This is a genomic window from Actinoplanes xinjiangensis (genome assembly GCF_003148685.1).
GTDB classification, from domain to species: Bacteria; Actinomycetota; Actinomycetes; order Mycobacteriales; family Micromonosporaceae; genus Actinoplanes; species Actinoplanes xinjiangensis.
Genome location: NZ_QGGR01000011.1, coordinates 118,015 through 138,362 on the forward strand (window position 1 = coordinate 118,015; position 20,348 = coordinate 138,362).

Consider the following 20,348-nt stretch of genomic DNA (forward strand, 5'->3'; position numbering starts at 1 on the left):
CGGCAGACGACTCACCGTCGGGCGGTCACGTGGTGAGTCGCCCCGCAGTAACGACGAGCCGAGGGGTCACCGGAAGCCGTCGGCGGTCTCCTCCAGGCGGTTGCGGTAGGCGCTCCACCAGGTGGGGTCGCCGTCGGGCAGGCCGCTGTTGCCGGCGCGGGTGCCGGCCGCGCCGTCGACGAGTTCACGGACGATGTCGGCGTGGCCGGCGTGCCGGTGGGTCTCGGCGATCACGTGGATCAGGATCCGGTGCAGCGAGTGGTTCTCCAGGTCCTCGGTCCACCACGGGACACGGCCGACGGTCTCCAGGCTGAGGGCCTCGATGGTGGCGTCGGCGTGCGCCCACACCCGGTGGTAGAGGGCGATGACGTCGGCCCGGGACTCGTCGGCGGTGGCCCACATGTCGGCGTTCGGCTCGGCGTCGTCCTCCATCCACGGCAGCGGCTCCGGGAACGGGCGGCCGAACGTCACACCGAAATAGCCGCTCTCCACCCCGGCGGCATGCTTGACCAGTCCCAGCAGGTTGGTGCCGGTGGTGGTCAGGGGGCGGCGCACGTCGTACTCCGAGAGGCCCTCCAGTTTCCACACCAGGGCCCGCCGGGCCGCGTCGAGGTAGTGGCGGAGGTCTGTCTTGGGATCGTAGGAAGCCATGATCGGCACCCTAGGGGGTCATCGCACGCCGGCTTCGAAGAGCTGACCGTTCTGCGGGAAGCCGGTCACGGCGGTGGGTTTCGGGTCGCCGGTGGACCAGCGCGGGTCCTTCTCGTCCTCGAACGCCAGGTCCGGCCAGTGCATCGGGATGCCGGCGGCCGCCGTCGGGCACGGGTCGTCCATCAGCTGGACGTGCAGGTGCGGCTCGGAGGTGTTGCCGCTGTTGCCGACCTCGGCCAGTTGCCCGCCGGCCGCGACCCGGTCACCGATGCGCACCCGGGCCGATCCGCGGCGCAGATGGGCGTACGCCGAGAAGGTCCCGTCGTCGTGCCGGACGACGATGTGGTTGCCGAGGATCCAGGAGGCGCCGGCGAACTCGCGGGCGAACGCCTCGACCGTCATCATCCAGATCAGCGTCGGCCACGTGTCCCGGCTGCGGTGGTCGCGCCGGTTGCCGGTCACCGCCACCACGGTGCCGTCGGCCATGGCCAGGACCGGTTCGCCGAAGCAGGGGTACGACCCGGGCGCCCGTGTGCGCGGTGACCAGCCGATCCTCGTGGGCGCGTCGGGGGAGGGCCGGAGCAGGTCCACGGCATACGTCTGCCCGTAGGCCCGCACCCCGTGGCTGGGGGTGCCGGTGCCGGGGCTGTTGATCGCGACCCACCGGCCCCGCACCGGCGCCGCCAGGTCGACCGGCGGTTTCGTCGAGCGGGGCGGGCGGACGAGGGCGAGTGCCAGCAGCAGGGCCTTGATCGGCAGGTCGAGGAGGAGGGGGACGTCCGGGAGGACGAGCGTGACGACGACGCTGATCACGAACAGCCGCAGCCACCAGGTCTGCCGGCGGGCGATGGCGCGTTTCATCGGCGGGCTCCCAACAGGAGGGTGAGAAGGGGGACGACGCGGGCGGCGGGCACCTCGTAGCGCCCACCGCCGCGGGTGTGCAGCCAGCCGGCGGCGACGAGCTGCCGCAGGTGGTGGTAGACCTGCCCGCTGGTGCCGATGCCGTCGACCTGGGTCAGCTCGGCGGCGGTGCCGGCGCCGTGCAGGATCCGCTGGAGCAGCCGGATCCGCGCCGGGTGGGCGAGGGCGGCCAGGGCCGCGACCTGCTGTGTCCAGTCGCCGTCGAGCAGGTCTCGGGTGCCGGCGCTCTCCTGCCACCGGGCGGCGCGGCCGTCGGGCAGGGTCACGTGGCCGGTGATCAGGACGGCTCCGGGGTCGTCGACCCGGCTGGCGAGGCCCTCGAGTGCCCAGAACAGCTCGGCGTCCGGGGTGGGGGCGGGCTCGCCGGGACTCTCCCGGCTCTCGAAGCGCTGCTCCAGCTCGGCGACACGTTGTTCGAGGGCGGCAAGGCGGTCGGTGTCGCTCACCGCCCCACCATAACGTAATTACGTAAAACCGTTCAACGGGGGTTCCCTCTCCGTCCGGGCCGGAGAGTGGAGATCAACTACTGTCCGGAAGGACCGACATGCCGATGACGTCGCCGCCGATCGTGACGCTGTGGCTCACCGCCGCGATCGCCGTGCCGCAGACCGCCGAGCCCACCTGGTCGGCCGTCGTGGCCGGAGCGGGGGACACCACCTGCGGCATCCGCAGCGACCGGTCGCTCTGGTGCTGGGGATTCAACGGCGACGGCCAGATCGGTGATGGCACCACCGAGACCCGCACCCGGCCGGCCCGGGTCGGCGCCGCCACCACCTGGAGCGTGGTCGCGCCCACCGACGGCCACACCTGCGGAGTGCGCACCGACGGCAGCCTCTGGTGCTGGGGGAGGAACGGCGACGGGCAGCTCGGCACCGGGGAGGACGACGGCACGCGTACGTCGCCGGTCCGGGTCGGCACGGCGACCGACTGGACCTCGGTGGCCACCGGCGGCGGCGCCACCTGCGGCCTCCGCACCGACGGCAGCCTGTGGTGCTGGGGCGACAACGGCGGCGGGCAGCTCGGCGACGGCACGACCGACGACCGCCGGACCCCGGTCCGCATCGGTGCCGACACGGACTGGGCCGACATCGACATGAACGGCACGACCTGTGGCCTCCGTACCACCGGCGCCCTGTGGTGCTGGGGCTCCGACCACGGCGGCATCGCCGGCGGGCAGGCCGAGACCGCACAGACCGCACCCGCCCGGGTCGGTACCTCCTCGTCCTGGACGTCGGTCACCGCGGGATACTCCGACATCTGCGCCGTCGACTCCCGCCACGACCTGTGGTGCTGGTCGAGCGGCCCCGCCGACCGGCCGGACACCCCCGTCCCGGCACCCGCCGGCTTCGGTCCGCAACGGGTCGGCGCCGGCCTGTCCTGGTCGGACGTCACCCTGGGGCGGGGCCACACCTGCGCGCTGCGGACCAACGGCGAGCTCTGGTGCTGGGGTGACAACGACGCCGGCGAGGTCGGCGACGGCACCACCGCCCGGGTCGTGCAGCCGGCCCACGTCAACGCCGACCTCTCCTGGTCGGCGGTCACCGCCGGCGGCGACCGGACGTGCGCCCTCACCACCGCCGGTGCCCTCTGGTGCTGGGGCGCCAACGGCTACGGACAACTCGGCGACGGCACGACGTCGCCGCCGGCCGGCAACGAACCGCTGTCCGTCCAGCCCGCCGCCCGGTGGCGGCAGGTGACCGCCGGCCTCGGGCACACCTGCGCGCTCACCACCGCCGGAACACTGTGGTGCTGGGGCGACAACGACGCCGGCCAGCTCGGCGACGGCACGAACGACACCGGGCTTCCGCCGAGGCGTGTCTCCGACGCGCCGTGGAAGTCGGTGTCCGCGGGATGGACCTCCACCTGCGGTGTGGACGGCGCCGGCGCGCTGTGGTGCTGGGGTGCCGAGTTCGGCGGCGGCAACCGGTCCGACGAACCCCTGCGGATCGGCACCGGCACCACCTGGACCGGCGTCAGCACCGGCACCTCACACGCCTGCGTCCTGCGCCACGACGGCTCCCTCTGGTGCTGGGGCTCCAACGTCGCCGGCCAGCTCGGCACCGCCGACGAGGACCTCGTCACCGCGCCGGTGCGGGCGCGTACCGACCTCACCACCACCTGGACGTCGGTGAGCGTCGGGACGGCACACACCTGCGCCTCCGACGTGCACGGTGAACTGTGGTGCTGGGGCGCCGACGACAAGGGACAGCGCGGCGACGAGAAGACCGGCGACCCGTGGTCCCCGCCGATCAGGCCCGGCGGCCGGACCGTCACCACGGCCTCGGCGGCCTACGACGACTCCTGCGCCATCACCGCCGACAAGAGCCTGTGGTGCTGGGGCGACAACAGCAACGGACAGGTCGGCGCCGGCCGCACCGATGCGCGCCCGCTGCCCGGCCGGGTCGGGGAGTCCTCCGGGTGGACGACGGTGACCGTGGGCCGGGGACACACCTGCGGCGTCCGTGCCGACCGGAGCCTGTGGTGCTGGGGTTCCAACAGCGCCGGGCAACTCGGCGACGGCACCTTCACCGACCGGCACCGCCCGGTACGCGTCGGCGACGGCACCGCCTGGCAGTCGGTGAGCGCCGGCGAGTCCCACACCTGTGCCCTGCGCACCGACCGGAGCCTGTGGTGCTGGGGCGACAACCGGCAGACTCAGCTCGGCGTCCTGACCCCGGTCCGGCGGCCCGTCGCTACGACCGCTTGATCGTCGTGTGCGGGAAACGGTCGGGACGGGCCACCGTGACGGTCCCGGCCCGCCCGGACAGCAGCCCGTCCAGGTCGGTGATCGGCACGCAGCCCGGCCGCGGCTCGGGATGGTCCAGGGCCAGCAGCACCGCGCCGTCCGGGATGCCGTCGGTCACGTCGCGCGGGTCGCAGCCGTGGCCGAGGTACGCCCACCGGTAGCCGATCACCTCGTCGAGGGTCGTCGGCGCTCCACCGGCGACCCGCACCGCCGGGTTCGGCAGGGCCCGGCGCACGACCGGGGGCCGGCTGCCCAGGCGCCCGATTCCCGGCAGGGCCGCCACCGTGCGCAGCACACCCCGGGTCAGGCGCATCACCGTACGGTTGCGGCTCTGTACGACCCGGCCGATGCGCAGCGCCAGCGCGGTGGTCCGCTCGACGTCGGGCCGCCTGTCGCGTTCGTAGCCGTCGAGTGCGCTGTCGTCGCCGGCGACCGCGTCGGCCAGCCGCCAGGCCAGCGTGACCGCGTCGCGGATCCCCGTGCCGAGCCCGGCCCCGGCGAACGGCGGCATGGCGTGGGCGGCGTCGCCGGCCAGCAGGACGCGCCCGGCCCGCCACCGGTCGGCCATCCGGGCGTGGAAGGTGAACACCGTGGCGCGCTCGATCCGCAGGCCGGCCGGCTCGGTCCAGTCGGCGATCAGCCGCCGTACCGTCTCGTCGGCGGCCATCTCTCCGGGGTCCTCGCCGGGCAGCAGCATCCACTCCCACCGCCACCGGCCCGGCTGGGACATGACCACGCACGGCCGGGTCTCGTCGGCCACGAACGCGACACTCGGTCCGCCGTCCCCCTCGCCGCCCACGGCGTCGACCACCAACCACGGCTGCGGGTAGGTCGTACCGGTGAAGCCGATCCCGGCCGCGGTCCGCACCGTGCTCCCGGTGCCGTCACAGCCCACCAGCCACTGCCCGGTCACCCGCCGGCCGTCGTCGAGGAACGCGGTGACCGTGCCGTCGCGCTGCTCCACGCCGGTGACGCTGTGCCCGGTGAGCACCCGCACGCTGCCGGTGGCCTCGGCGGCGGCCCGCAGACCGGTCTCCAGCGCCGGCTGGTCCAGGCGGGCGAGAGCCGGATGGCCGTACGCCCGCCCGTTCTGCCCGATCATGAGCAGCGGCCGTTGGTCCGGTCCGATCACGCCGCTGGCGGCCACCGGGGTGGCCCATTCCTCGGCCGGCGGCAGCCCCGGCACCAGTCCCAGCGCCCGTAGTGCCTCGTTGTCGAGCACGGCGGCGCGTGGTTTCGGGTAGGGCAGTTCCTGCGGTTCGATCACGACCGTCGCCACACCCCGGCCGCCGAGCAACGCCGCGAGCAGCGCCCCCACCGGGCCCATCCCGACGACCACCACCGCGGCCTCTGTCACGTCATCGCTGGTCACGGCGTTCCCCGATCCGGGTGGCACGGCCGTCGGACCGATCGGCACCGGTCGACAGAAGACGAGCAACCATAGCGGTGCTCCGTCGTACGCCGACGCTGCCGTCGGTCACGATCACCGGGTAGCCGAGGTCGCGTGCCTGATCGGCGACCGTCGCCGCGAACACGGCGTCGCGGCGCATCCATCGCCGGAACGCCTCGTCCGGCCGCTCCAGTCCGGTCAGCATGCCGGGATTCTCGTCAGGCGCCGGCGCTGCTGACCTCGGCGGTCCGCTGACGGGTGACCAGGTAGCCGAACGCGGCCGCGGTGAAGAACATGAGGATGCCGTAGACGGCGGCGGGGATCGCCATCTCGGTGCTGTCGAGCAGGGCCGGGCTGACCGCCACGGTGATCGCCAGGGTGCTGTTGTGGATGCCGATCTCCATGCCGGCGGCGATCGACTCGCGCCGGCCAACTCCGGCGAGGCGCGGTGCGCCGTACCCGATGGCGAGGCTGATCACGTTGAAGATCAGGACCGCGACGCCGACGGCGACCAGGTAGTCGGCGATGTTGTCCCGTTCCTTGATGACCGTCCCGGCGATCACCGCGACCAGCACGATCACCGACACGATCTTGACCGGCCGGGCGAGACGCGCGGCCAGGCCCTCGTTGCGGGCCCGCAGCGCCATGCCGATCGCGACCGGGATCAGCACGATCGCGAACACCTGGAGCACCTTGTCGAACTGCAGGCCGATGGACGCGCCGTCGCCGAGGAACCGGGCGGCCGACAGGTTGACGATCACCGGCAGCGTGACGACCGCGAGAACCGAGTTGACCGCGGTCAGGGTGACGTTGAGCGCGACGTGCCCGCCGAACAGATGGCTGTACAGATTGGCCGTGGTGCCGCCGGGTGACGCGGCGAGCAGCATCATCCCGACGGCCAGTTCGGGTCGCAGGTCCAGGGCGAGGACGAGCCCGAAGCAGAGTGCCGGCAGCAGCAGCGCCTGACAGGCGAGCGCGATGAGGGCCGGTTTCGGGAACTGCACGACGCGGCGGAAGTCGGCCACGGTGAGGCCCAGCCCGAGGCCGAGCATGATGATGCCGAGTGCGATGGGCAGCCCGATGGCCGTCAATGCCGAGTCCATGCCGCATTCTGCGTCGGCGCGAGGATGTGAGGAATCCTCATTTCGGCCAGGACTGTGTCGGCCGTCACTGTACCGGCCCTCGATGCGCCGGCCGGGCCACCGTCATCAGCGGTCCGGCCGGCGCATGCGGGGCGGGCTACGGCCAGACGTACGGCGACCGGACCGGCTTCGGCTCGCGCGGCTGCTTCACCGGGTGGGCCGCGAACTGCTCGGCGTGCAGCCCGAACGACCGATCCAGTTTCGGCATCCAGTACGCGTCGTCGTGCCGCCCGGCGCCCAGCTGGTAGTCGTGCCGAACCCCCTTCGCGGCCAGCGCCGTGCTCATCTGCTGTGCCGCCGCCCCGAACCGGTACTCGTCGGAGTCGCCACCGTCGAAGTAGTACCGGTGCCGCCCCAGATCGGCCGCCGACATCCCGGCGACCAGGGTGAGCGGCCGCAACCCGGCGTTGGCGGCCTGCTCCGCGGGCGTCCCGGCCAGCGGCGGCAGGCTCAGCGCCCCCATGTGACTGGTGATCGAGCTGAACACCGCCGGAGTGGTCAGCCCGAGCATGAACGCGCCCTGCCCGCCCATCGACACCCCGCTGATCCCGCGGTGGTCACGGTCGGCGACGGTCCGGTACGCCCGGTCGACGAGCGGCACGATCTCGTCCACGATCATCGTCCGGTACCTGCCGGCGGACGTGTCGGCGTACCAGCCGCTGCCGCCGTCCGGGAACACCACGATCGCCTCGACGCCGAGCCGGTCCAGGACGGTGCCGATGTCGCGCGCCTCCCACTCGATGTTGCTGCCGTTGAACCCGTTCAGCATGTAGACCACCGGGAACCGCCGGGTGGTGGTGCGGGTGTAGGCCGGTGGCAGGTACACGTTGAACTGCGCACGCCGCCCCATCGCCGCCGACCGGTAGTCGTCCCGGAAGAACCGCGCGTGGTCGCCGAGTTCGACGGGGCGGCGCGGGTCGACGTACAGCAGCTCCCGTGCCGGCGGCAGCCCGGTCCAGGTGCGGATGGTGTCGACGACGAGCCGGCCCTGGCCGTCCACGAACACCTCGGCCTGCGCGTCGGTCAGCGTCACCCGCCCGGCGCCGAGCAGCTCCCGCAGGCCGGCCAGGCGGCGGGCGGCGGTGTCACCCTGGTGGAAGAACCCGTCGGCCAGGGTCGCGGCATAACCGCGGACGTCTCCGGCGGCGACGGCGCGATGCTGCCGGTCCAGCACGGCACAGACATGAGCCAATTGGGTACGGGTGGCGGCCGTCCCGGTGTCACCGGCCAGGGCACGCAGTCGCGCCTTCGAGTAGAGCCCGACGGGGCCCTGGTGGAAGCCGCCCCCGCCGGTGCCGTCGTAGACCCGTACGGCGATCACGTTGGTGGCGCCCCAGCGCAGCAGGCCGTCCGCCGGGTAGTACTCGCGAGGCACCTCCCACGTCGAGTCGAAGGTGGGCGGGAAGCCCCCGGTCCGCCCGATCTCCCGCCCGTTGAGGAACGCCTGATCCGCGTCGTCGATCTTCCCGAGCGCCGCCACGACGGCCGAGTCGGTGATTCCGGCCGGCCGGGCGGGCAGGGTGAACGTCCTGCGGTACCAGGCGAAGCCGTCGTACGACGTGAGGTCGGGGTGCGCACCCCAGTCGTCCGGGACGGTCCAGTCCCGCCAGCCGGTGTCGGCGAAGGCCGGATCCGACCAGGACGGGTCGTCGCCGGTGGTGAACTTCCAGCCGTCCCCGGCCAGATCCACCCCGAAGTCGACCGATCCGGTGGTGGCGCAGGCCGTCGATCCGCCGCCCGCGGAAGCCGGTGTGGGAACGTTCACAGATGTAAGCGTCAAGAGTAGGGTGCCCAGCAGAGCGCGAGCTTTCCAAGACATCGAGTGCCCCCGGAAGAGAACAGGATCACACAAGAAACACAACGGACGCACACTCGCAACAATCCGAATCCCTGTCAACCGGGCCGAAACACCCCAGGCCCGGCGTTGACTGATGTGCGATTGTTCTCCCGCCGTCGGCCGGCCGCCGAGCCTGTCGGCGGCCGGCCGCTGCGACGAGAGGGCGGGCGGTGTCAGCGGTTGAAGACGGTCACCTCGATGGCGTAGTGGTCGGCCCGGTACAGGTGGTCGGAGTACTCGACGGTGGCGCCGGTGCTGTCGAACGACGTGCGCTGCATGCTGATCAGCGGCGTGTGCTGTCCGATGTCGAGCAGCCGGGCCTGCGCCGGGGTCGCCGCCTTCGCGGTGATCCGCTGTTTGGCGACGGCGGGCCGCCCGTTCCACTCGGCCATCAGCCGGTAGAGGCTGCGCATGCCGAGTGCCTCGGCGGTCAGGTCGGCGAACCGGGGCGGCAGCCAGTTGCGCAGCACCGCGAGCGGCACCCCGTCGGCCAGGCGCAGCCGTTCGCAGTGCACCAGGCGTTCGGTCGGGGGCAGGCCGAGCATCCGGGCGGCATGCCGGTCGACGCAGTCGCGGTCGAACCGCAGCACGGTCGTCTGCGGCTGCCGGCCGGCCGCTGCCAGGTCGTCGTAGAGGCTGGTCAGGGCGACCCGGCGACGGACCTGTACGTCGGTGACCCGGGTGCCGACGCCGCGTTTGCGGGTGAGCAGCCCTTTGCTGACCAGTTCCTCGATCGCGCGGCGGATGGTGGGCCGGGAGATGTCCAGCGCCTCGGCGAGCTCGACCTCGGTGGGCAGTCGCTCACCGGGGACCAGTTCGCCGCGGTCGATCGCCTCCTCGAGGCGCCGGCCGAGCTGGAAGTAGATGGGAACGGGGCTGGTGCGGTCGATTTCGAGAGGCGGCATGGGCATCGGGGGCACCCCCACAGCGTGACAATCGCGGAAGTTTGTCAGTGCGTTCAGAAGAATGTCAATACAAACTATTGACGTGATCAACAGGGCGGCAGAGGCTGCTCACACGTGCGGCGGAAACGTTCGCGACATCTTGCCGTAATCGGAGGTGTGATGCGGGACTTCGAGGTCATCGCGATGGGACGTGTCGGCGTCGACATCTATCCGCTGCAGACCGGAGTGGGCCTGGAGGACGTCACCTCGTTCGGCAAGTTCCTCGGTGGCAGCGCGACGAACGTGGCGGTCGCCGCCGCCCGGCACGGACGCCGCACGGCGGTGATCACCCGGGTCGGCCGGGACCCGTTCGGCAGGTACATCCACCGCGCGCTCGGTGAACTGGGTGTCGACGACCGGTTCGTCTCCGCCGTCGACGGCCTGCCGACCCCGGTCACGTTCTGCGAGATCTTCCCGCCGGACGACTTCCCGCTCTACTTCTACCGCCAGCCGACCGCCCCCGACCTGATGATCGAGCCGGGCGAACTGGACCTGGACGCGATCACGAACGCCGGCGTCTTCTGGGCCACCGTCACCGGCCTGTCCCAGGACCCCAGCAACACCGCCCACCACGCCGCCTGGCAGGCCCGTGGCCGCCGCCCGCTGACCGTCCTGGACCTCGACTACCGGCCGATGTTCTGGGATTCCCCGGCCGAGGCCACCGCGGCCGTCCAGGAGGCGCTGCCGCACGTCAGCGTCGCCGTCGGCAACCTCACCGAATGCGAGATCGCGGTCGGGGAGACCGACCCGGACGCCGCCGCCGACGCCCTGCTGGCCGCCGGTGTGTCGCTGGCCGTGGTCAAGATGGGCCCGGCCGGGGTGCTCGCCAAGACTGTGAAGGAGAGCGTGACGAAACGGCCCACCGACGTCGAGGTGGTCAACGGCCTGGGTGCCGGGGACGGGTTCGGCGGCGCCCTCTGCCACGGCCTGCTCCACGGCTGGCCCCTGGACCGGATCATCGGTTTCGCCAATGCGGCCGGCGCGATCGTCGCGAGCCGCCTCGAATGCTCCACCGCCATGCCGACCACGGCCGAGGTGGAGAAGGTCCTGGAGGCCGGACGTGTCTGACGACGACTTCGCCGAGCTGCGCGGCCTGCGCGCCACGCGCCCGCAGGCGATCGCCGAGGCGGCCGCCCGCCGCGTACGGCGGCCGCTGCTGAGCGATCCCGGCGACCGGCTGATGCTCGTCGCCGCCGACCACCCGGCCCGCGGGGCGCTGGGTGTGCGGGGCGACGGCGGGGCGATGGCCGACCGCTACGAGCTGCTGCGCCGGCTGCGGACCGCGCTGCGCCGGCCGGGCGTGGACGGGGTCCTCGGCACCGCCGACGTCCTGGAGGACCTGCTGCTGCTCGGTGAGCTGGACGGCAAGATCGCGATCGGCTCGATGAACCGGGGAGGGCTGCAGGGCTCGGTGTTCGAGCTGGACGACCGGTTCACCGGCTACGACGCGGCGGCGGTGGCCCGGATGCGGTTCGACGGCGGCAAGATGCTGGTCCGCATCGACCCGGACGACCCGGCCAGCGTGCGCACCCTGGAGGCGAGCGCCCGCGCCGTCGACGAGCTGGCCGCGCACGGGCTGCTGGCCATGGTGGAGCCGTTCCTGTCCACCCGGGGCAGCAGCGGTTCGGTGGTCAACGATCTGAGCACGGCGGCGGTGGCCCGTTCGGTGGCGATCGCCGCGGGACTGGGCGGGACCAGCGCCTACACCTGGCTGAAACTGCCGGTCGTGGCGGACATGGAGGCGGTGATGGCGGCGACGACGATGCCGGCGCTGCTGCTCGGCGGTGACCCGTCGGGCAGTCCGGCGGAGACCTACGCGTCCTGGGGGCGGGCTCTGGCCGTACCCGGTGTGCGCGGCCTGATGGTGGGCCGCGCGCTGCTCTATCCGCCCGACGGTGACGTGGCCTGTGCGGTCGACGCCGCCGTCCGGCTGGTCCGTACGGGGGTGGCGGCGTGATCCGGCTGGACGTGACCCCGGAGTCGGCGGGCTGGGGCTACAGCGGCCTGCGGGTGGTCGTCCTGGCGGCGGGGGAGGAGTTCCACTACGACACCGGCGGGGACGAGGTGGTCGTGGTGCCGCTGGCCGGGTCCGCGACGGTGACCACCGACGGTGACAAGGCCGAGCTGACCGGGCGCGCGAGTGTCTTCGACGGACCGACCGACGTGGTGTACGTGCCGATCGGGACGACGCTGCGGCTGCGCAGCATCGACGGGGGCCGGTTCGCGCTGGCCACGGCACGGGCCACGAAGCGGCTGCCGTTCCGGCACATCCCGGTCGCCGAGCAGCGTATCGAGCTGCGGGGGGCGGGCGTCTGCTCCCGGCAGGTCAACAACTTCGCCACCACCGACGTGCTGGACGCCGACCGGATCATCGCCTGCGAGGTGCTCACCCCGGGTGGCAACTGGTCGTCGTACCCGCCGCACCGCCACGACGACCTGGAGGAGATCTACTACTTCGAGGTGGCCGGGGGCGGGCCCGCCTACCAGCGCGCCGACGGGGTGCGCGAGGTCCGTACCGGTGAGGTGGTGTTGATCCCGGACGGCTGGCACGGGCCGTCGATGGCCGCCCCCGGCTACGACCTCTACTACCTGAACGTGATGGCCGGGCCGGGGGAGCGGGCCTGGGTGATCGAGGACGAGCCGGAGCACGCCTGGGTCCGCGACACGTGGACCGGCCAGGCGATCGACGGGCGGCTGCCGTTCGGAGAGAAAGGCGAACAGGACCGATGAGACTCACCGTGGGCCAGGCCGTCGTGCGGTTCCTGGCCGCCCAGCACACCGAACGTGACGGGACCGAGCACCGGCTGATCGAGGGCTGGTTCGGCATCTTCGGGCACGGTAACGTCGCGGGCCTCGGCCAGGCGCTGCTGGAGGCCGAACTGACCGAGCCGGGCGCCGCACCCTACCGCCAGGCCCGCAACGAACAGGGCATGGTCCACGCGGCCGCCGGGTTCGCCCGGATGCGCAACCGGATGTCCACACTGGCCTGCACCAGCTCGATCGGCCCGGGCGCCACCAACATGGTCACCGGCGCCGCCCTGGCCACCGTCAACCGGCTGCCGGTGCTGCTGCTGCCCGGCGACGTCTTCGCCACCCGCGTCGCCAACCCGGTGCTCCAGGAGCTGGAGGACCCGCGCGGCTTCGACGTCAGCGTCAACGACACGCTGCGGCCGGTGTCACGCTTCTACGACCGGATCTGGCGGGCCCAGCAGCTGCCGTCGGCGCTGCTCGGCGCGATGCGGGTGCTCACCGACCCGGCCGAGACCGGCGCGGTCACCCTGGCGTTGCCGCAGGACGTCCAGGCCGAGGCGTACGACTTCCCGGACCGGCTGTTCCGCAGGCGGATCTGGCACGTGCCCCGCACCCTGCCCGAGCCCGGCGCCCTGGCCCGCGCGGTCGCGGTCATCCGCGGTGCCGAACGTCCCCTGATCATCGCCGGCGGCGGAGTGATCTACTCGGAGGCCACCGAGGCGCTGCGGGCCCTCGCCGAGGCGACCGGCATCCCGGTCGCCGAGACCCAGGCGGGCAAGGGCTCGATGCGGTACGACCACCCGCTCGCCCTCGGTGCGGTCGGCGCCACCGGCACCGTCGCGGCCAACGAGTTCGCCCGTGACGCCGACGTGGTGATCGGTATCGGCACCCGCTGGAGCGACTTCACCACCGCGTCCCGCAGCGCCTTCGCGGACCCGTCGGTCCGCTTCGTTAACGTAAACATCGCCGCTTTCGACGCCGTCAAACACTCCGGCGAGGCGGTGGTGGCCGACGCCCGCGCCGCCCTGGAGGCCCTTCTCGAGGCCCTGACCGGGTACCGGACCGCACCGGCCCACCAGGAGCGGGCCCGGGACAGGTCGGCGGCCTGGGACGCGACCGTGGAACGCGCCTACCACCTGGGCAACCAGCCGCTCCCGGCGCAGACCGAGGTGATCGGCGCCGTCAACGACGCCGCCGGCCCCCGCGACGTGGTCGTCTGCGCCGCCGGATCGATGCCCGGTGACCTGCACAAACTGTGGCGCACCCGGGACCCGAAGGGCTACCACGTCGAGTACGGCTTCTCCTGCATGGGCTACGAGATCGCCGGTGGTCTCGGTGTGAAGCTGGCCGCCCCGGACCGCGAGGTCTTCGTCATGGTCGGCGACGGCTCCTACCTGATGATGGCGCAGGAGCTGGTCACCGCCGTACAGGAGCGGGTGAAGCTGATCGTGGTCCTGGTGCAGAACCACGGCTACGCCTCGATCGGGCGGCTCTCCGCCTCGGTCGGCGCCCAGCGGTTCGGCACCGCCTACCGCTACCGCGACCAGGACGGCCGGCTGGGTGGCGGCGTGCTCCCGGTCGATCTGGCCACCAACGCCGCCAGCCTCGGCGCCACCGTCTTCCGGGCCGCCACCGTGCCGGAGCTGCGCGACGCGCTGGCCAAGGCGCGGGAGACCGACGGCGTCACGGTCGTGCACGTCGACGTGGACCCGATGGTCGACGCCCCGTCCAGCGAGTCCTGGTGGGACGTCCCGGTCGCCGGGACGTCACAGCTGGAGACGGTCCGGGCGGCACACGAGCAGTACCTCGACGGCAAGCGCGGACAGCGCGACTACCTCTAGAAGGAGGGGACACTTTGACCGGCTTCGTGGATCGTATCGGCGGCGCGCCGATCTCCTGGGGCGTCTGTGAGGCGCCCGGCTGGGGACTCGAACTCCCCGCCGACCGCGTGCTCGCCGAGATGGGCGGGCTGGGCCTGCGGGCCACCGAACTCGGCCCCACCGGCTACCTGGGCAAGACCCCGGCGCATGTACGGGTCACCCTGGACCGCCACGGCCTGACCCTGATCGGCGGTTTCCTGCCGGTGCCGATGCACGTGGCGACCGCCGACGACCTGGCCGAGGCCGCCGACGCGATGGACACCCTGGCCGCCGCCGGCGCCGAGGTGGTGGTACTGGCTGCCCGCTCCGGTGACGGCAGCTACGACCACAAGGTGCATCTGGACGACGACGAGTGGCGGACGTTGTTCGCCACCCTGGAGACGTTGCAGGAGATGGCCCGCGACCGTGGCCTGCGCCCGAGCCTGCACCCGCACGTCGGCACCGCCGTGGAGTCCCGGGAGGCGGTGCTGCGGCTGCTCGACGGCAGCGACGTGCCGATCTGCCTGGACACCGGCCACCTGCTGATCGGCGGCATGCAGCCGGCCGAGCTCCTCGACCTCGCCGCGTCCCGGATCACGCACGTGCACCTCAAGGACGTCGACCTGGAGGTGTCGGCGACCGTCCAGGACGGCACCCGTGCCTACATCGACGGTGTGCGGGCCGGCCTGTACACCCCGCTCGGCGCCGGTGACGTCGACATCCCCGGCATCGTCCGCGCCCTGGAGAACGCCGGCTACACCGGCTGGTACGTCCTCGAACAGGACTGCGCCCTGGCGGTCTCGCCCGCCGACGGTGCCGGCCCGGTCGGTGACGTGCGGCGCAGCCTGGAGTTCCTCACGGAGGTGGCGCGATGACCACACTCATCGAACCCGGGCGGGTCCCGGCCGGAACCGGGGGTGCCGTGGTGCGGCGGATCGGCATCATCGGCACCGGCATCATGGGCGCCGACCACGCCCGCCTGCTCACCCGGGCGGTCTCCGGTGCGGCCGTCGGCGGTGTCTTCGACCTCGACGACGACCGGGCCCGCGGGGTCGCCCAGGCCAGCGGCGGCGCCCGGGTGTTCGCCGACCCGTACGCCCTGATCGCCGACGACGACATCGACGCCGTGCTGATCGCGTCGTCGGACGCCACCCACGAGGACTACGTGCTCGCGTGCGTGGCCGCCGGCAAGCCGGTGCTCTGCGAGAAACCCCTCGCACCGACCGTCGACGGCTGCGCCCGGATCCTGGACGCCGAGACGGCCCACGGCAGCCGGCTGATCACCGTCGGGTTCATGCGCCGCTTCGACCCGGGCTACACCGACCTGAAGGCGCTGCTCGCGACCGGGGAGATCGGCGCGCCGCTGATGCTGCACAACGTGCACCGCAACCCGGCCGCGGTGCCCGGCCTGCCCAGCTCCGCCCTGATCACCAACTCGGCGGTGCACGAACTCGACATCACCCGCTGGCTGTTCGACTCCGAGATCACCGAGGTCGCCGTGCACACCCCGCGGCCCAGCGGCAACGCCGGCGGCACCCGCGACCCGCAACTGCTGATCCTCACCACCGCGTCCGGGGTGCTGTCCGACGTCGAGATCTTCGTCAACGCCCGATACGGCTACGAGGTCCGCTGTGAACTGGTCGCCGAGACCGGCACGGTCACCCTCGACGCCCCGCCGCCCACCGCGGTACGCCGTTCCGGACTGCACGCGCGGACGCTTCCGGCCGACTGGCGGCCCCGTTTCGCCGAGGCGTACCGCCTGGAATTGCAGGACTGGATCGACGGGACCGGGCAGGGCGCGACCGCGTGGGACGGATTCGCCGCCACGTTCGTCGCACAAGCCTGTGTGAACGCGCTGGAAAGCGGAGAACGTTATACCGTCGAGATGCCGCCGACACCCGGGCTCTACCGGCGGTAGAAAAGGTGGGTTCCATTTCTTCGCGTCTTTCCGAAAGTGGTGCGGTGACCGATTCTGATCCCGAGTTCACCGCGCGCGTGCGGACCGCACTGGAGCGGGAGGTCCGCGGCATCCGCACCGAGACCGGCGACCTGTGGTGCCAACTGCAGCACCGCCGGCTCGCCGAGCGGGTCAAGGCGCTGGCCGCGGCCTGGCACCTCACCGGCGACAGCGGCCTGCTCACCCCGGCGGCGCAGCTCACCGGCCTGCTGCGGGAGCGGCAGAACCCGGGCGGCCTGTTCCGTGGCGGCGACAACGTCGACTCGCCGCCGGACTCCGCGTTCAGCGTCAACGACCTCGCCGACGCGGCCCGGCTGCTGCGCGAGGCCGACGACCAGAGCGCGCAGCGGCTCGCGGACCGCCTGGTCCACCTCCTCGACACGATGACCCCGGCCCTGGTGAAGGGCGGGGTGCACACGCCGAACCACCGGTGGGAGCTGTCCGCCGCCCTGGCCCGGCTGCACCGCCTCGCCCCGCGGCCGGAGATCGCCGCCCGGGTCGGGCAGTGGCTGGCCGAGGGCATCGACATCGAGGACGGGCTGTACTCCGAACGCAGCGCCAACTACGCCGCCGCCGTGTCGAACCCGTCCCTGCTGGTCATCGCCGACGTCTTCGACCGGCCCGACCTGCTCGACGCCGTCGAGGCGAACCTGACCGCCACCCTGGACCTGCTGATGCCCGACGGCACCGTGGAGACCGTCCTGTCCCGACGGCAGGACCAGACCCGGCGGGTGCCGCTGCGCGAATACCTGATACCGCTGCGCGCCCTGGCGATCCTCCGCGATCGCGGCGACCTCGCCTGGGCCGCCGGGATCGCCCTGGAGCAGGGCGTCCCCGCGCCCGCGAACGCCGTCGTCATGCCGCTGGTGAACCGCCGGCTTCCGGCACCGGTCGCACCCGCCGTGCCCCGGCAGCGGCTCTTCGCGGCCGCCGGGACCCTGGTGGCGCACGGTCCGGACAGCACGGCCGTGGTGTTCGGCGGCTCCGACTACCCCCGTCACCGGCGGATCCGTTCCGGGCTGGCCAACTCGCCGACCCTGCTGCGCCTGCACGCCGGCGCCACGGTGCTGGAGAGCGTCCGGCTGTCCCGCACGTTCTTCGGTCTCGGCCCGTTCCGCGCCGAAACCCTGACCCTCTCACCCGACACCCCGGCCGACGAGGCGGGTCCGGTGGTGACCCTGACCGAGACCGTGTCGGCGGCCTACTACCAGCCGCTTCCCGGCGACGGCACAGGCCGTTACGCCCTGACCGACGACGGCCGCTTCAGCGCCGCGATGGACTTCGCCCGCCGCCCCCGCGACGAGGTGTCCCTCACGACCCGCGTCCGCGTGGCGTTACCCCAAGCTGGCTCTCACCGCTGTCTCAGCGCTGCTGAGACAGCGGTGGAAGCCAGCTCGGTACTTCGGTCTGTACCCCGGGTCGACCTGACGGTCGACATCGACGGCGCGGCCGTCGACTGGGCTCTGGAGCTGGCGTTCCGGCCGGGCGGCACGATGACCGGCGCCCGTGCGATCGGCGGGTGCCGATGGCATCTGGAGTCGGGCACGGCCACCTACGGCGGGCTGCACGTGACGGTCGTGGAGGCGTCGGAGACGGCGTCGGAGTCCGACCCGGGCTACCACCCGGGGGAGGACTACGCCTTCCTCGGCGGCACCGACGCGGCCGACGGTGTCCTCCTGTACGTGACCGGAAAAGCCCCGTCGAGGCTGCGTCTGTCCATCACCGCGCCGGTCGTTTAGGAAACTGTACAGAAGTACGTCCTGATTGATCGACCCGCGTCCATGAAAAAGCAACCTGTGAATTAACATGTCGTTGACGCGGTAAGCGCTTTCCTCTAACGTCCGTCGCCACGAGAAGAACCACGAGAAGACATTTCATCGAGGAGATAGTCATGGGCATTTCGGCATCCGCTCGGAAGGGGTGGCTGGCCGCGAGCGTCGTCGGCGCCCTCGTCCTCGGCGCCTGCTCGTCCGGCTCCGGCAGCGGTGACGGCGACCCGAAGGGCATCACCTTCTGGTTCTCCACCTCCGCCCAGGACAAGGGCTACACCGAACTGGCCAAGGAGTTCGAGGCCAAGGAGGGCATCAAGGTCGAGATCGTCAACGTGCCCTACGACGGCTACCAGGACAAGCTGAGCCAGGCGGCCCAGGCCAACGCCCTGCCGGACACCGCCAGCGTGCCGTCCCTCGACCCGCTCTGGGTCAACCAGGTGCAGGACCTCGCCAGCATCGCGAACAACGAGGCCAACAAGATCAACAAGAACCTGATCACCGCCGACGGTGACAAGGTCCTGTCGATCCCGTCGGACATCACCGCGGCCGGCCTCTACATCAACAAGAGCCTGTTCGACAAAGCCGGCGTCTCCTTCCCGACCGACCCGGCCCAGACCTGGACGTGGACCGACTTCCTCGCCGCGACCACCAAGGTCCGCGAGGCCACCAACGCCAAGTACGACCTGGTCTACGACAACTCCGCCGCCCGCATCCGCGGCTGGATCTACACCCACGGCGGCACCGGCTTCCAGCTCGGCGCCGACGGTAGGTTCGCCGCCCCGGACGCCGCCACCGTGCAGGCGCTGAGCGAGTTCAGCAAGATCAACGACGACAAGGTCATGCCCAAGTCCGTCTGGACCTCCGGCCAGGACCCGAACGCGCTGTTCAAGAGCGGCCAGGTCGTCGCCTACTACTCCGGCGTCTGGCAGGTCGCCGACTTCGCCGACAGCATCACCGACTTCGAGTGGGCCAGCGTGCCGAGCCCGGCGCAGCCGACCCACGCCACCGACATCAACCTCGGGGGCAAGATGGTCGCGTTCAACAACGGTGAGAAGGCCGAGCCGGCCAAGAAGTGGCTCGACTTCATCTTCCAGCCGGCCAACTACACCAAGCTGGCGCAGACCAACGGCTACCTGCCGATCGAGACCGGCCTGACGCTGACCTACCCCTTCGAGAAGAAGGCCGCCCAGGACGCGTTCGCCCTGTACATCAAGGAGATCGAGCTGGCCGACCCGATCTCCAGCTCCGGCCAGGCGAACCAGACCAAGCTGCTGCTGGCCAAGCAGAAGGTCGAGGACGCGCTCATCAAGACCGAGATGGCCAAGTTCATCAACGGCGAGCAGGACGTGCAGAAGACCGTGGACGCCATCGTCTCCGGCCTGAACGACCAGATCAAGTAGGGGACGCGACAGGTGGGCCCGCCGTCCTCGGCGGGCCCACCTCGCTGGGAAAGAGAGACAACCATGGTCGACAGTGCCAACCGGGCCACGCCCCGGTGGTGGCCCCGGCGCAGGCACAACAGCTACACCGTCGCCCCACTGATCCTGATCTCCGTCAACCTCCTGCTGTTCCTGACGTTCTTCGTCTGGCCCGCCATCATCGGCCTGGCCTACTCCTTCACCAGTTACACCGGTGTCGGCGACGCCCCCTGGGTCGGCCTGGAGAACTACCGGGAACTGATCGGCGACACCGACTTCTATGCGGCCCTGCTGCGGACCCTCATCTACACCGCCTGTGTGGTCCCGCTGATGTTCGTCATGTCGCTCGGCATCGCCTACCTGCTGGTCAGCCCGTACGCCAAGGGCAAGCCCATCGCCCGGGTGATCTTCTTCCTGCCCTGGCTGATCTCACCGATCATCGCCGGTGTCATCTGGCGCTGGCTGTTCGGGGAGAACTTCGGCCTGGTCAACTTCGTGATCACCGAACTCGGCGGCGACCCGGTCTCCTGGCAGTCCAACGGCGACCTGTCCCTGATGATCGTCGTCATCGTGGCCACCTGGGCCGGCACCGCGTTCAACATGCTGCTGTTCATCGCGGCACTGAAGAACGTCCCGGTCTCCTACTACGAGGCCGCCGACCTGGACGGCGCCAACGCCTGGCAGAAGTTCCGGAACATCACGCTGCCGGCCATCGCGCCCACCTCCTTCATCGTCGTGCTGCTCAGCACCCTGCACGCGATGAAGGAGTACACGTACTTCGTCGCGGTCAACGACGGCGGCCCGGGCACCGAGAACAACCTGATCGTCCAGTACATCTACGAGACGGGCTTCAAACGGACTCAGATGGGCTATGCCAGCGCGGCGTCGTTCGTACTCCTGCTGATCCTCGTGATCGTCGCCGTCCTCCAGCTGATCGCCAGCCGCCGGAAGGGATCCTGA

At 71.7% G+C, this 20,348-nt stretch carries 18 protein-coding genes; 10 read left to right on the forward strand and 8 right to left on the reverse strand.

Annotation, left to right across the window (positions count from 1 at the left end; translation table 11 throughout):
* Positions 1–66 precede the first annotated feature (66 nt).
* Genes BC793_RS24605 through BC793_RS24615 form a run of 3 tightly spaced genes read right to left on the reverse strand, consistent with a single transcriptional unit; the run spans position 67 to position 2,018 of the window.
* Complete coding sequence (locus BC793_RS24605; RefSeq protein ID WP_109596431.1) at positions 67–651, reverse strand: DinB family protein; 585 nt, start codon at positions 649–651, stop codon at positions 67–69.
* Positions 652–669: 18 nt separating this feature from the next.
* Positions 670–1,512: a M23 family metallopeptidase gene (locus BC793_RS24610; RefSeq protein ID WP_109596151.1), complete on the reverse strand. Its 843-nt coding sequence runs from the start codon at positions 1,510–1,512 to the stop codon at positions 670–672.
* On the reverse strand, positions 1,509–2,018 hold the full coding sequence (locus BC793_RS24615) for an ArsR/SmtB family transcription factor (RefSeq protein ID WP_109596153.1): 510 nt from the start codon (positions 2,016–2,018) through the stop codon (positions 1,509–1,511). The genes BC793_RS24610 and BC793_RS24615 overlap by 4 nt, the downstream gene beginning before the upstream one ends.
* A gap of 104 nt (positions 2,019–2,122) precedes the next feature.
* On the opposite strand from BC793_RS24615, the gene BC793_RS24620 reads away from it, so the two are divergent.
* On the forward strand, positions 2,123–4,279 hold the full coding sequence (locus tag BC793_RS24620; protein ID WP_146246426.1) for an RCC1 domain-containing protein: 2,157 nt from the start codon (positions 2,123–2,125) through the stop codon (positions 4,277–4,279).
* Here BC793_RS24620 and BC793_RS24625 read toward each other — a convergent pair.
* The 5 genes from BC793_RS24625 to BC793_RS24645 form a co-directional block, all read right to left on the reverse strand.
* Positions 4,266–5,690, reverse strand: coding sequence for an FAD-dependent monooxygenase (locus BC793_RS24625; RefSeq protein WP_109596157.1), 1,425 nt, complete (start codon positions 5,688–5,690; stop codon positions 4,266–4,268). The two genes, BC793_RS24620 and BC793_RS24625, sit on opposite strands and share 14 nt — an antisense overlap.
* The gene (locus tag BC793_RS24630; protein WP_109596159.1) at positions 5,677–5,913 is read right to left on the reverse strand and encodes a hypothetical protein; all 237 of its coding nucleotides are present in this window, start codon (positions 5,911–5,913) and stop codon (positions 5,677–5,679) included. Before BC793_RS24630 ends, BC793_RS24625 begins: the two co-directional genes overlap by 14 nt.
* Before the next feature lie 13 nt (positions 5,914–5,926).
* Positions 5,927–6,811, reverse strand: coding sequence for a bile acid:sodium symporter family protein (locus BC793_RS24635; protein WP_109596161.1), 885 nt, complete (start codon positions 6,809–6,811; stop codon positions 5,927–5,929).
* Positions 6,812–6,947: 136 nt separating this feature from the next.
* Positions 6,948–8,615 carry an alpha/beta hydrolase gene (locus BC793_RS24640; RefSeq protein ID WP_158319346.1) on the reverse strand — a complete coding sequence of 556 codons (1,668 nt, stop codon included), beginning with the start codon at positions 8,613–8,615 and terminating at the stop codon, positions 6,948–6,950.
* Between the two features lie 245 nt (positions 8,616–8,860).
* Positions 8,861–9,598 carry a GntR family transcriptional regulator gene (locus BC793_RS24645; protein ID WP_109596433.1) on the reverse strand — a complete coding sequence of 246 codons (738 nt, stop codon included), beginning with the start codon at positions 9,596–9,598 and terminating at the stop codon, positions 8,861–8,863.
* A 153-nt stretch (positions 9,599–9,751) separates the two neighbouring features.
* Between BC793_RS24645 and iolC the strand changes: the two genes are divergently transcribed.
* The 9 genes from iolC (at position 9,752) to BC793_RS24690 (ending at position 20,348) form a co-directional block, all read left to right on the forward strand.
* A complete protein-coding gene (gene iolC / locus BC793_RS24650; protein WP_109596164.1) occupies positions 9,752–10,699 on the forward strand; it encodes a 5-dehydro-2-deoxygluconokinase in 948 nt (315 codons plus the stop codon).
* Entirely contained in the window at positions 10,692–11,588 is an 897-nt protein-coding gene (locus BC793_RS24655; protein ID WP_109596166.1) for a Cgl0159 family (beta/alpha)8-fold protein, read from the forward strand. The genes iolC and BC793_RS24655 overlap by 8 nt, the downstream gene beginning before the upstream one ends.
* A complete protein-coding gene (iolB, locus tag BC793_RS24660) occupies positions 11,585–12,361 on the forward strand; it encodes a 5-deoxy-glucuronate isomerase (RefSeq protein ID WP_239170332.1) in 777 nt (258 codons plus the stop codon). Before BC793_RS24655 ends, iolB begins: the two co-directional genes overlap by 4 nt.
* Entirely contained in the window at positions 12,358–14,223 is a 1,866-nt protein-coding gene (gene iolD, locus BC793_RS24665; RefSeq protein WP_109596170.1) for a 3D-(3,5/4)-trihydroxycyclohexane-1,2-dione acylhydrolase (decyclizing), read from the forward strand. Before iolB ends, iolD begins: the two co-directional genes overlap by 4 nt.
* 14 nt (positions 14,224–14,237) lie before the next feature.
* Complete coding sequence (locus BC793_RS24670) at positions 14,238–15,116, forward strand: TIM barrel protein (RefSeq protein ID WP_239170331.1); 879 nt, start codon at positions 14,238–14,240, stop codon at positions 15,114–15,116.
* Positions 15,113–16,159, forward strand: coding sequence for a Gfo/Idh/MocA family protein (locus BC793_RS24675; protein ID WP_109596172.1), 1,047 nt, complete (start codon positions 15,113–15,115; stop codon positions 16,157–16,159). Before BC793_RS24670 ends, BC793_RS24675 begins: the two co-directional genes overlap by 4 nt.
* A gap of 44 nt (positions 16,160–16,203) precedes the next feature.
* Positions 16,204–17,937 (forward strand): hypothetical protein, encoded by a 1,734-nt coding sequence (locus tag BC793_RS24680; RefSeq protein WP_109596174.1) that lies wholly within the window; start codon positions 16,204–16,206, stop codon positions 17,935–17,937.
* 152 nt (positions 17,938–18,089) lie between these two features.
* Entirely contained in the window at positions 18,090–19,370 is a 1,281-nt protein-coding gene (locus tag BC793_RS24685) for an ABC transporter substrate-binding protein (RefSeq protein ID WP_109596176.1), read from the forward strand.
* Between the two features lie 63 nt (positions 19,371–19,433).
* Positions 19,434–20,348: a carbohydrate ABC transporter permease gene (locus BC793_RS24690; RefSeq protein WP_109596178.1), complete on the forward strand. Its 915-nt coding sequence runs from the start codon at positions 19,434–19,436 to the stop codon at positions 20,346–20,348.

Coding starts and splice junctions, on each gene's coding strand:
- BC793_RS24605 (WP_109596431.1), bottom strand. CDS start 651: ATGGCTTCCTACGATCCCAAGACAGACCTCCGCCACTACCTCGACGCG.
- BC793_RS24610 (WP_109596151.1), bottom strand. CDS start 1,512: ATGAAACGCGCCATCGCCCGCCGGCAGACCTGGTGGCTGCGGCTGTTC.
- BC793_RS24620 (WP_146246426.1), top strand. CDS start 2,123: ATGACGTCGCCGCCGATCGTGACGCTGTGGCTCACCGCCGCGATCGCC.
- BC793_RS24630 (WP_109596159.1), bottom strand. CDS start 5,913: ATGCTGACCGGACTGGAGCGGCCGGACGAGGCGTTCCGGCGATGGATG.
- BC793_RS24635 (WP_109596161.1), bottom strand. CDS start 6,811: ATGGACTCGGCATTGACGGCCATCGGGCTGCCCATCGCACTCGGCATC.
- BC793_RS24645 (WP_109596433.1), bottom strand. CDS start 9,598: ATGCCCATGCCGCCTCTCGAAATCGACCGCACCAGCCCCGTTCCCATC.
- iolC (WP_109596164.1), top strand. CDS start 9,752: ATGCGGGACTTCGAGGTCATCGCGATGGGACGTGTCGGCGTCGACATC.
- iolD (WP_109596170.1), top strand. CDS start 12,358: ATGAGACTCACCGTGGGCCAGGCCGTCGTGCGGTTCCTGGCCGCCCAG.
- BC793_RS24675 (WP_109596172.1), top strand. CDS start 15,113: ATGACCACACTCATCGAACCCGGGCGGGTCCCGGCCGGAACCGGGGGT.
- BC793_RS24685 (WP_109596176.1), top strand. CDS start 18,090: ATGGGCATTTCGGCATCCGCTCGGAAGGGGTGGCTGGCCGCGAGCGTC.
- BC793_RS24690 (WP_109596178.1), top strand. CDS start 19,434: ATGGTCGACAGTGCCAACCGGGCCACGCCCCGGTGGTGGCCCCGGCGC.